The sequence below is a fragment of the Pseudomonas sp. p50(2008) genome (assembly GCF_015351605.1).
In the GTDB taxonomy this organism is placed as follows: domain Bacteria; phylum Pseudomonadota; class Gammaproteobacteria; order Pseudomonadales; family Pseudomonadaceae; genus Aquipseudomonas.
Map to the genome: position 1 here is coordinate 947,843 of NZ_JACMYF010000001.1, position 11,460 is coordinate 959,302.

Genomic DNA, 11,460 nt, shown 5'->3' on the forward strand with positions numbered 1-11,460 from the left:
GTCTGACTCTATTCAAAACCCCTGTGGGAGTCAGCCTGTGTGGCGAGGGGATTTATCCCCGCTCGGCTGCGAAGCAGTCGTAGATTCTGACGGCTCGACGTGGCTGAAAGAATGACAGGGCCTCTTCGCGGCCCTACGGGGATAAATCCCCTCGCCACACAAGCTCACTGCCACAGTGATATGCGTTTCGAGGATTTTCTGTGCGCTCATTGTTCTGGCGTATTCTGGCCAGCTTCTGGCTGGCCATCGCCCTGGTTGCAGGTCTCTCGATTCTGCTGGGGCACATGCTGAATCAGGACGCCTGGATACTCAGCCGCCACCCGGGGCTCAACACCCTGGCAGAACAGTGGACGCAAACCTACGAAGCTCAGGGTGAGGAAGCGGCCCAGGACATTCTCCAGCAGCGCAAACGCCAGTATCACATCGACGTTCAAGTGCTCAACGAAAGCGGTGATCCGGTGGTGCGCGGCACGTTTCCACGCCGGGCGGCCGCCTTCGAAGCGCGCCAGAACGATGGTGATCGCCGTCTGCCGTGGCGTCGCCTGACCGATGAATACACCAGCGAAAAAACCGGCAATACCTACCTGTTGATCTACCGCATCCCGCACCCGGAACTCGATTCATGGCATCGCGAAAGCCTGCTCTGGCCATTGAGTGCGCTGGGGATTGCGCTGGTGGTGCTGACCTTGTTCAGCCTGCTCGTGACATTGTCCATCACGCGTCCGCTCAGCCGTCTGCGCGGCGCGGTGCATGATCTCGGGCAAACCACGTATCAGCAAAACAGCCTGGTCAAACTGGCCAATCGTCGCGACGAGTTCGGCGTGCTGGCCAACGACTTCAACCGCATGGGCGCACGCCTGCAAAGCCTGATCGGCAGTCAGCGGCAATTGTTGCGTGACGTTTCCCACGAACTGCGCTCGCCGCTCGCTCGACTGCGCATTGCCCTGGCACTGGCCGAGCGGGCGAACCCTGAAGAACGTGAAAAACTCTGGCCGCGCCTGACGCGCGAATGCGACCGACTCGAAGCCCTGATCAGCGAGATCCTGGTATTGGCGCGAGTTGACGCCGACAACGCCAGCGCTGAAGACATTGATCTCAATGCACTGCTGCACACCCTGCAAAAAGACGCCCAGCTCGGTTCCCCGGAGCAGACCGTGCGTTTGGAAGCCGAATCGCCGCTGAACCTCAAAGGCTGGCCGACGATGATCGAACGCGCCGTGGACAATCTGCTGCGCAACGCCCAGCGCTTCAACCCGGCAGGTCAGCCGATTGAAATGCACGCAGCGCGTCAGGGTGAGCGGATTGTGATCAGCGTTCGCGACCATGGGCCGGGTGTCGAGGTCGAACACCTGGGCCAATTGGGTGAGCCGTTTTATCGGGCGCCGGGACAGACAACGGCAGGCCACGGTTTGGGCCTGGCGATTGCGCGGCGTGCAGCGGAGCGACATGGCGGGAGTCTGGTGCTGGCCAATCACCCGCAAGGCGGGTTCATCGCCAGCCTGGAATTACCGTTAGTGCCGGGAGCGGTGGTACAACCCTGACCTCTTGTGACCTGCGGCCCGCTCGTTTGATCGTTCCCACGCTCCGCGTGGGATTGCCTCAAGGAACGCTCCGCGTTCCAATGGGACGCAGAGTGTCCAGGGCTGCATTCCCATGCAGAGCGTGGGAACGATCCTTAATGACGTGGCCAGGCGCTGACAAATTCCGCGAGTTCGACTTTCTCCGCAATGCGCGGTTCTTTCTGCGGTGTCCCCAGATAAAGAAACGCGATCACTTCCTCCCCTTCCGCCAGCCCTAACCCTTTGGCCACATGGGCCGAATACGCCAGCTCTCCGGTGCGCCACACCGCGCCAATGCCTTGAGCATAAGCCGCCAGCAGAATCCCGTGGGCTGCACAGCCCGCAGCCAGCAATTGCTCGGACTTGGGGTATTTGACGTGATCCTGCAAACGCGCGATCACCACGACCACCAACGGCGCACGCAGTGGACCGTTGCGCGCCTTGTCCAACGCAGCATCGGACACTTCACTGTCCTGCAGCTTCGCGGCCTCGGCCAGCAGCTCGCCCATTTGCTCGCGTGCTGCACCTTCGACGGTCAGGAAGCGCCACGGCTGCAAATGACCATGGTCCGGCGCACGCATGGCGGCGGCAAACAGCACTTCACGCTGCTCTGCGGTCGGTGCCGGCTCGAGCAATCGGGGAACGGAAACACGGTTGAGCAACGCGTCGAGAGCCTGCATCGGCCACCTCCTTTAAAAAATGATTGGCTATTCTAGCGGTAAGTGCCGCAGGGATGCCGGTTTACATGCCCTGCCCCGCGGGTAGAATGGCGCCCTTCCCTATTTCAGCCCGAGCGGACTTCATGGCGTTGCCGACCTTACGGACAATTGGTTTCATCATCGGCATCTTCCTGATCACGCTGGCCATCGCCATGGTCGTGCCCATGGCCACGCTGCTTATCTTTGACCGCACCAGCGACCTGCCATCGTTCCTCTGGGCCAGCATGATCACGTTTGTCGCCGGCCTGGCCCTGGTCATCCCCGGTCGTCCCGAACACGTGCACCTGCGGCCCCGGGACATGTACCTGCTGACGGTCAGCAGCTGGCTGGTGGTGTGCATCTTCGCCGCGCTGCCGTTCCTGCTGACCCAACACATCAGTTACACCGACTCGTTCTTCGAGAGCATGTCCGGGATCACCGCCACCGGTGCGACGGTACTCAACGGCCTGGACACCATGTCACCCGGCATCCTGATGTGGCGCTCATTGCTGCACTGGATCGGCGGTATCGGCTTTATCGGCATGGCGGTTGCGATTCTTCCGCTACTGCGTATCGGTGGCATGCGCCTGTTTCAGACGGAGTCTTCGGACCGTTCTGAAAAGGTCATGCCCCGCTCGCATATGGTGGCGCGCCTGATCGTGGCGGCCTACGTCGGCATCACCATTCTCGGCAGCCTGGCGTTCTGGTGGGCCGGAATGAGCCCGTTCGACGCGATCAATCACGCGATGTCGGCGATCTCCACCGGCGGCTTCTCGACCTCCGACAAATCACTGGCCAACTGGACGCAACCTGCGGTGCACTGGGTAGCGATCGTCATCATGATCCTTGGCAGCCTGCCGTTCACCCTGTACGTGGCCACGTTACGCGGCAACCGTCGAGCCTTGATCAAGGATCAACAGGTCCAAGGCTTGCTCGGCATGTTGCTGGTGACCTGGCTGGTACTCGGCACCTGGTACTGGTGGACGACTCAGTTGCACTGGCTGGAGGCCTTGCGGCACGTGGCGCTGAACGTGACGTCGGTGGTGACCACCACGGGTTTCGCGCTGGGGGATTACAGCCTCTGGGGTAATTTCTCGTTGATGTTGTTCTTCTATTTGGGCTTTGTCGGTGGCTGCTCGGGATCGACCGCCGGCGGGATCAAGATTTTCCGCTTCCAGGTGGCCTACATCCTGCTCAAGGCCAACCTTAACCAGTTGATTCATCCACGTGCGGTGATCAAGCAAAAGTACAACGGTCACCGTCTCGACGAAGAGATCGTGCGTTCGATTCTGACCTTTTCGTTCTTCTTCGCCATCACCATCTGCGTGATCGCCCTGCTGCTGTCGCTGCTCGGCGTGGACTGGATGACGGCGTTGACCGGCGCGGCCAGTACCGTGTCAGGCGTCGGCCCGGGGCTCGGCGAGACCATTGGCCCTGCGGGCAATTTCGCGACGCTGCCGGACGCTGCCAAGTGGATTCTGTCGTTCGGCATGCTGCTGGGCCGACTCGAGATCATTACGGTGTTCGTTCTGTGTATACCGGCGTTTTGGCGTCACTGACCGGCACAGGCATGCCCGACAGCCGCGCCCGGTATTCGCCTGGAGTGGCGTCGAACCAGCGTCGAAAAGCGCGGAAAAAATTACTCGGATCAGCGAATCCCAACAGGTAGGCAATTTCCAGAAGGGTCATGGTCGGTTGCGCCAGGTACTGCTCGGCCAGCTCGCGCCGGGTGTCGTCCAGCAGCGTCTGAAAACTGGTGCCCTCTTCCTGCAGCCGTCGCTGCAGGGTTCGCTGCGACAGGTGCAGCGTCTGCGCCACGGCATCGCGCTTGGGTTCGCCTTGCGGCAGCAAGCGGCACAATACCTGCCGCGCCTTGTGGGTCACGCGGCTCTCCGAAAAGCGCGCCAGGTACTCGCCGGCAAACCGGTCATGCAACAGCGCCATGGCCTCGTTGGCGGTCGGCAGTGGCGCCTCCATGTCAGCACGCTCGAAGATCAGCGCGTCATAAGGCGCGTCGAACACCAGCGGCGCGTGGAAAGCTTGTTTATAGGGTTCAAGGTTGGCGGGGTGAGTCCCCTGAAACATCACTTTGCGCGGTTGCAAGGTGCGCCCGGTGAGCCAGCTGCACAGCCCCAAGGCACAGGCCAGTGACGCTTCGGCACTTTGCCGGGTCGGCGGCAAATGGTCGCCATGCACCGTCAGAATCAGCGCATACCCCTCATCCAGCAGACGAAAACTCAAGTCGGCACTTTCCGCGATGATCCGCTGATAGCGCACCAGCCGCTGAAAGCCTTCGACAAGGGTCTGGCTGGACATCAAGGCGTAGCCCGCGACATGAAAGGAGGCCGGTCGCACCACCTTGCCCATGTTCAGGCCGATCGCCGGGTTGCCGGACAGCTCGACCGCACGCTGCCACAGTCGTGTCATGGAATCTTGAGGGAAGCGCGCATCCGGATCATTCAGTGATGCGTAGTCGAGCCCTAGCTGCTTGAACAGAACCCGGCAATCCAGGCCGTCCATCTCCAGTGCTTTGACAATCCCCATCGCCCAGCTTGCAGAAGTCGTTCGTTCGCTCATGGCGTTTACTGTCTTGGTGAGCCGTCTACCGCGGCAAATTTCCCGAAGGATACTAAAGTGGCGCCCATTGTCACTGGCTGATGCCAATGATCACTCTAGACTCAAATAAGCTACCCGCAGAACAACTTGCCGTCAGAACAATAACCACAGAGATCGCAGTCGTGGAAAACACCAAGCGTTTCAACAGCTTCGCTGAGTTCTATCCGTATTACCTCAGCGAACACAGCGACAGTACTTGCCGACGATTGCACTTCATCGGTACGTCGCTGGTTATTTTAATCCTGGCGCTGACCCTTGCTAAAGGCGCGTGGTGGCTCTTGTGGGCGCTTCCGCTGGCCGGTTACAGCTTCGCCTGGGCCGGGCATTTCTTTTTCGAGAAGAATCGTCCCGCCACCTTTCAACACCCGCTTTACAGCCTGTTCGGCGATTTCGTCATGTACCGCGACATGATCCTGGGTCGCGTGCCGTTCTAGGTGCACAACCGTCACACGAGGAAAACCGATGAATGCCAACGCCCGCTTCACCCACATGAAAGACGGCACTCAGGAAGACTGGGCCATTATCGCCGCCGATTTCAGTGCTTACGCGCGGCAGTTGCCGAAGCGGATCGTGGCGCACCTGACGTTGCTGGAGGGTGATTTCGGTGGCTTCCCTGTGGATCGCCTGACTCATTCCCTGCAAACCGCCAGCCGCGCCTGGCGCGATGGCCGCGATGAGGAATATGTGGTCTGCGCGTTGCTGCATGACATTGGCGATACGTTGGGTTCCTACAATCATCCGGACATCGCGGCGGCGATCCTCAAGCCATTTGTCAGCCCGGAAAACTTGTGGATGGTCGAGAAGCACGGGATTTTCCAGGGCTATTACTTCTTTCACCACTTGGGCATGGACAGGCATTTACGCGAGCAATTCAGCCAGCATCCGCAGTATCAGGCGACGATCGAGTTTTGTGCCAAATACGATGCCGCGGCGTTCGATCCGGCTTATGACACGCTGCCATTGAGCTTCTTCGAACCGATGTTGGAGCGGCTGTTTGCGCAGCCCAAGAACTCGATCTACAAGGCGGCCATGGAAGAGCACGCGCCAGCCTGATCGATTCAGCAGGATCGGCCCCATTGCGGGCAAGCCCGCTCCCACAGTGAGTGAGATAAGCACAGAACTCGAGAGCACCCGAGACACCTGTGGGAGCGGGCTTGCCCGCGAAGAAGCCCTTTCAGACACTGCATATTTATCAGGCTATGCTGGCTCTGAAATCTTCACCGCCTTCAGCTCGGCCTCCCGTGCCTGCGCGTCCGCCAACCGGTACAACTCGATCGACCCGTCCCAATGCTCGATCAACGCCGTGCATGACTCCACCCAATCCCCGCAATTGAGGTAATCCACCCCGCCGACCTTGCGGATCTCGGCATGGTGGATGTGCCCGCACACCACACCGTGCAACTCGCGCTTCACACACTCATGGGCGATGGCTTCTTCGAAGTCGCTGATGAAGCTGACCGCTGTTTTAACTTTGTGTTTGAGGTACGCCGACAACGACCAATACCCGTAGCCGTAACGTGCACGCCAATGGTTGAGCCAGCGGTTGAGGGTCAGGGTGAATTCGTAAGCCGAGTCGCCGAGAAAGGCCAGCCAACGGTGATAGCGGGTGATCACATCGAACTGATCACCGTGGATCACCAACAGATGTCGACCGTCGGCCGTGACGTGCACCGCCTCGTCCACCAGATGGATGTTGCCCAGAATCAGCTTGGAATACCGGCGCAGGAACTCGTCGTGATTACCGGTGACGTAGATCACTTCGGTGCCGCGCTTGCTCATCGTCAGCAACCGTCGAATCACATTGGTGTGCGCCTGAGGCCAGTACATGCCGCCGCGCAGTTTCCAGCCATCGATGATGTCACCGACCAGGTAGATTTTGTCCGTGTGGTAGCGCTTGAGAAACTGCGACAAGTGCTCGGCCTGGCAATCCCGGGTACCCAGGTGCACGTCGGAAATCCACAAGGTACGCACACGCTGCTTGCCACTGGGTTTGACGAACTCTGCGCTGGTCATGGGCAACCCTCTGCGATGGTTTTTGCAACTGTGCGCCGGCCGGGTGAACCGTCCATGACAGGTGCGCGTCAGTCCTGTGACAGCGCGCTGCAGTGACCTCGGTGTAGACTGACGACCTTGCCCGGGAGACCTGCGATGAGACCGATCCTCACGCTACGCCACTACACAGAAGACCTGATTGTCCACAGCCACGACCACGCGCAACTGGTGTTCGGGCTGTCGGGCGCGCTGGATTTCGAAGTTGGCGGGCATGGCAGTCAGGTGGTCCAGCAAAGTTTTGTGGTGGTGCCGTCGGGCTTTCACCATGCCTGCGGCAGCGCCAATGGCAGTCGGTGCCTGGTGCTGGATGTGCCGAGCGATCAATGGGTTTCACAGTCCCTGGGTGATCACGCCGAAGCCAGCCGGCGCCTGCTCGACAACGCCGGACGCCTGCCACTGGACGCGGGACAGAGTCAGTTGGTGAGCTGGCTGGCGGGAAGCCAGGTCAACGATCCGGTGATCGCGCAACAAGGCGCGGTGCTGTTGCTAGCCAGCCTAAATAACGCCAGAGCCGAGACCGTGGGTGGCCGGCGTCTGCCCTACGCTGCGCTGAACGCACACATCGATCAGCACGCGGCTTACCCATTGCAAGTGGCCGACCTCGCCCGCGTTGCTGGATTGTCCAGCGCCCGGATGCATGCACGGTTTGTTGCCGAGTGCGGACAGACGCCGATGGATTACATACGCAGCCGCCGCCTGCATCGGGCCGTCGACTTGTTACGCGGGTCGGCGTTGCCCATTGGCGAGATCGCCAGTCAGGTTGGCTACAGCTCTCAAAGTGCCTTCGCGGCAGCGGTGCTGAGGGAATTTGGCGCCTCGCCCGGGACATTGCGACGCGAGGCTGGCGACAAATGACGCGAGTCTGGCGACAGACGCGGTGAAGCAAGCACAGTTAATGTAGCAACTGAGGTCCGACTCTGCCCGCCCCTTGTAGCAGCTGGCGACCTGTGGCGAGGGGATTCATCCCCGTTGAGTCCCGCAGCGGCCCCAATTTCTTTACGACTGCTGCGCAGCCGAACGGGGATGAATCCCCTCGCCACAGGTAAGCCAGCTGCTACAGGTTTCAGTTTGTAGCTCAAAATTCAGCAAGGATTTGCAATGACTCCCCGTACTGCCCTTGGCGCCCTGCATATCGGCGCATTGATGTTCGGCCTGACCGGTGTGTTCGGCAAACTCGCCGCGGCCTCTCCCGCCGTCATCGTTTTCGGTCGCGCGGCTTTCGCGGTACTGGCACTGGCGGTGTTTGCTCGATTCGCCAGTGATACACCGTGGCGCAAACTCCAAGCGGTGGACTGGCGTCGACTGCTGCTCAGCGGCTTGTTGCTGGCCGGACACTGGGTGAGTTTTTTCATCGCCGTGAAAGTCGCCGGGGTGGCGATTGCCACCTTGGGTTTCGCCAGCTTCCCGGCATTCACGGTGATCCTCGAAGGACTGATTTTCCGCGAACGCATTCGCGCCAACGAAATCCTGCTGGTGGTGCTGGTGAGTGTCGGACTGGTATTGGTCACGCCTGACTTCGATCTGGCCAGCGGAGCTACCACAGGCCTGTTGTGGGCCATCGCGTCCGGCTTGCTGTTCGCCCTGCTTTCATTGACCAACCGCGCCAGCTCGGGGCGCATCCCGCCGGTCCAGGCCGCCCTGTGTCAGAACGTGGTGGTCGCGCTGTGCCTGCTGCCGGTTGCGGCACCGCAATTGAGCGAAGTCCGCGCCCTGGACTGGCTGTGGATCGGGCTGCTCGGGGTGTTCTGCACAGGCGTCGCTCACAGCCTGTTCGTTGCCAGCCTCGCGGTGATCAAGGCACGCACCGCTGCGGTGGTTTTTGCCCTGGAGCCGGTCTATGGCATTACCGTGGCATGGCTGCTGTTCGATGAAAATCCGACGCTGCGCATGCTGTTCGGCGGTGCGCTGATCATTTTGGCGATCGTGGTATCGAGCCGGCTTTCAGGCGGATCAAACAAGAAGGTCGTCGCAGCAGAGGCCGCGTCTCACTGAGTCCGATCGTTGTGGCCCAGATCGCGGTCCGGATCAATCCGGTCACGGACACGCTGCTTCAATACTTTGGCCTCGGGAAAACCGCCGTCGGCCTTGCGCTCCCAGAGCTGTACATCGTCACAGAAGATGTGAAAGACCCCACCGGTACCGGGCACCAGCGACACTTTTCCCAGGTCATCGCCAAAGGTACTGAGCAGTTCCTGCGCCAGCCAGGCGGCGCGCAGGAGCCACTGACACTGCGTGCAATAAGTGATGATGATTTCCGGTTTACTTGCGGTCATGATCGAGAAAACTCCTGAGCCAGAGGGCGCCGCTATAATAGCGGCCTTTTTCGCTCGTCCCGAGATTCATGATGCGCCATCTGTTGTCCTGCCTGCTGCTCTGCCTCCTGCCCTTGATCGTTCAGTCCGCTGAAACGCCTCGACCGAAAGTCGGGCTGGTGCTGTCCGGCGGTGCCGCCCGTGGCCTGGCGCATATCGGCGTGCTCAAGGCGCTTGAGGAGCAAGGGATCCAGATCGATGCAATCGCCGGGACCAGCATGGGGGCGGTGGTCGGCGGGCTTTATGCGTCGGGATACAAGATCGATGAGCTGGAGAAGCTCGCCCTGAACATCGATTGGCAGCAAGCCCTGTCCGATGCACCACCTCGGGAAGATGTGCCGTTCCGGCGCAAACAGGATGATCGCGACTTCCTCGTCAAACAGAAACTGAGCTTTCGCGACGACGGCAGTCTCGGTCTGCCCCTGGGCGTCATTCAGGGCCAGAACCTCGCCCTGCTCCTGGAAAGTCTGCTGGCCCACGCCAGTGATACCCGGGATTTCGACAAGCTGCCGATTCCGTTCCGTGCGGTCGCGACCGACATCGCCAGCGGCGAAAAAGTGGTGTTCCGCAAGGGTCACCTGCCCCAGGTGATTCGCGCCAGCATGTCGATTCCGGCCGTGTTTGCACCGGTCGAAATGGACGGCCGCTTGTTGGTGGATGGCGGCATGACCGACAACATCCCCTTGGATGTCGCCCGGGAAATGGGCGTGGACATTGCCATCGTGGTCGACATCGGCACGCCCCTGCGTAATCGCAAACAACTGGTCACGGTGGTCGATGTCTTGAACCAGTCCATCACCCTGATGACTCGCCGCAACTCCGAAGAACAACTCGCCGCCCTGCATCAAGACGACATATTGATCCAGCCGTCACTGGCAAGCTTCGGCGTCACCGACTTTGGCCGGGCTCAGGAAATGATCGACGCCGGCTATCGCGCCACGCGGATCCTCGATGCCCGCCTGACAAAACTCAAACCGGCGCAGCCACTGGATGAAGAACTGAACGCTGCGCGCGCGCCAAGTCAGCGCACACCGATCATCACCGCGATCAAGGTCGAAAACGATTCGAAAGTCGGCGACGACGTCATTCGTTACTACATCCGCCAGCACATCGGGGAACCCTTGGACCTGGGCCGCCTGCAAACCGACATGGGCACGCTGTACGGGCTGGATTACTTCGAGCAGGTACAGTATCGCGTCGCTCACAAGGGCAAGGACCATACGTTGATCATCAGCGCCCGGGGCAAGCGCAGTGGTACGGATTATTTACGCGTCGGCCTGAATCTTTCGGACGACATGCGGGGCGACAGTGCGTTTAACCTGGGTGCCAGCTATCGGGTCAACGGTATCAACCGCCTGGGTGCCGAATGGCTGACCCGCGTGCAGATCGGTGACCGGCAGGAACTCTACAGCGAGTTCTATCAGCCGCTGGATGTCGGTTCGCGGTACTTCATCGCGCCCTATGCCGCCTTCGATGCGCAGAACGTCGAGGCTATCCTCGAAAACGACCCTATCGCGCAATATCGCGTTGAGCGCTACGGCTTCGGCCTGAACGTCGGTCGCCAAATCGGCAACAGCGGCGAGGTGCGTTTCGGTGTCGGCGAAGCCTGGGGCGAGGCGGACGTGCGCATTGGCGATCAGAACTTGCCGAGCGAAAGTTTCAATGAGGGGTTCTATGAGCTCAAGTACTCGTTCGATTCACTGGACAACGTCTACTTCCCTCATGAAGGCGAAGACATCGGCCTTGCGTTCCGTCAATACGAGCCTGGGCTGGGCTCGGACAAGCGATATCGGCAATGGGAATTCAAACTGGACAAAGCCCTGAGCAGCGGCCCGGACACCTTCATTCTCGGTGGTCGTTATGGGCGCACGCTGAACGACGCCAACGTGGTTACCTCAAGCTTCCTGCTGGGCGGCGCGCGGCAACTGTCGGGCTTTAGAGAAGACGCCATTTCGGGGCAGAACATCAGCCTGATGCGCGGGGTTTATTACCGACGTCTGACCCCACGTTCCTACCTGCCGCTGGACTTCCCGCTGTACGTCGGTGGTTCGCTGGAGCGTGGTCGGGCGTGGAACAATGACAATGAATTCGACAGCGGCTACATCAATGCGGCCAGCGTGTTCATCGGATTCGACACGCCCTTGGGGCCGCTGAATTTCAGTTATGGTTTCAACGATGCGGATGAACAGGCGGTTTATCTGAATCTGGGGCAGACGTTTTAGT

11 protein-coding genes are annotated in these 11,460 nt (G+C 60.3%); 7 read left to right on the forward strand and 4 right to left on the reverse strand.

Annotated elements, in window-relative coordinates:
* The first annotated feature begins 200 nt into the window (after positions 1-200).
* Complete coding sequence (locus H7698_RS04295) at positions 201-1,541, forward strand: sensor histidine kinase (protein WP_194690676.1); 1,341 nt, start codon at positions 201-203, stop codon at positions 1,539-1,541.
* 134 nt (positions 1,542-1,675) lie between these two features.
* Here the strand turns inward: H7698_RS04295 and H7698_RS04300 are convergent, their stop codons facing one another.
* Positions 1,676-2,239: an NAD(P)H nitroreductase gene (locus H7698_RS04300; RefSeq protein WP_194690677.1), complete on the reverse strand. Its 564-nt coding sequence runs from the start codon at positions 2,237-2,239 to the stop codon at positions 1,676-1,678.
* 122 nt (positions 2,240-2,361) lie between these two features.
* On the opposite strand from H7698_RS04300, the gene H7698_RS04305 reads away from it, so the two are divergent.
* Entirely contained in the window at positions 2,362-3,816 is a 1,455-nt protein-coding gene (locus H7698_RS04305; RefSeq protein ID WP_162436845.1) for a TrkH family potassium uptake protein, read from the forward strand.
* On the opposite strand, the gene H7698_RS04310 is transcribed toward H7698_RS04305, so the two are convergent.
* Positions 3,773-4,834, reverse strand: coding sequence for an AraC family transcriptional regulator (locus tag H7698_RS04310; protein ID WP_208525571.1), 1,062 nt, complete (start codon positions 4,832-4,834; stop codon positions 3,773-3,775). The genes H7698_RS04305 and H7698_RS04310 overlap by 44 nt on opposite strands.
* A gap of 161 nt (positions 4,835-4,995) precedes the next feature.
* Between H7698_RS04310 and H7698_RS04315 the strand changes: the two genes are divergently transcribed.
* Entirely contained in the window at positions 4,996-5,307 is a 312-nt protein-coding gene (locus tag H7698_RS04315) for an Mpo1-like protein (RefSeq protein ID WP_194690678.1), read from the forward strand.
* A 28-nt stretch (positions 5,308-5,335) separates the two neighbouring features.
* Positions 5,336-5,926, forward strand: coding sequence for an HD domain-containing protein (locus tag H7698_RS04320; protein ID WP_194690679.1), 591 nt, complete (start codon positions 5,336-5,338; stop codon positions 5,924-5,926).
* A gap of 144 nt (positions 5,927-6,070) precedes the next feature.
* Here H7698_RS04320 and H7698_RS04325 read toward each other — a convergent pair whose 3' ends face one another.
* The gene (locus H7698_RS04325; RefSeq protein WP_162436849.1) at positions 6,071-6,886 is read right to left on the reverse strand and encodes a UDP-2,3-diacylglucosamine diphosphatase; all 816 of its coding nucleotides are present in this window, start codon (positions 6,884-6,886) and stop codon (positions 6,071-6,073) included.
* Between the two features lie 135 nt (positions 6,887-7,021).
* Between H7698_RS04325 and H7698_RS04330 the strand changes: the two genes are divergently transcribed.
* Together H7698_RS04330 and H7698_RS04335 are read left to right on the forward strand one after the other, a co-directional pair.
* Positions 7,022-7,780, forward strand: a complete 759-nt coding sequence (locus H7698_RS04330; protein ID WP_194690680.1) for a helix-turn-helix transcriptional regulator — start codon at positions 7,022-7,024, stop codon at positions 7,778-7,780.
* Between the two features lie 243 nt (positions 7,781-8,023).
* On the forward strand, positions 8,024-8,917 hold the full coding sequence (locus H7698_RS04335) for a DMT family transporter (RefSeq protein ID WP_194690681.1): 894 nt from the start codon (positions 8,024-8,026) through the stop codon (positions 8,915-8,917).
* Here the strand turns inward: H7698_RS04335 and H7698_RS04340 are convergent.
* A complete protein-coding gene (locus H7698_RS04340; protein ID WP_162436852.1) occupies positions 8,911-9,198 on the reverse strand; it encodes a SelT/SelW/SelH family protein in 288 nt (95 codons plus the stop codon). The genes H7698_RS04335 and H7698_RS04340 overlap by 7 nt on opposite strands.
* 71 nt (positions 9,199-9,269) lie before the next feature.
* Between H7698_RS04340 and H7698_RS04345 the strand changes: the two genes are divergently transcribed.
* Positions 9,270-11,459 (forward strand): patatin-like phospholipase family protein, encoded by a 2,190-nt coding sequence (locus tag H7698_RS04345; RefSeq protein WP_194690682.1) that lies wholly within the window; start codon positions 9,270-9,272, stop codon positions 11,457-11,459.
* Position 11,460: the final 1 nt, after the last annotated feature.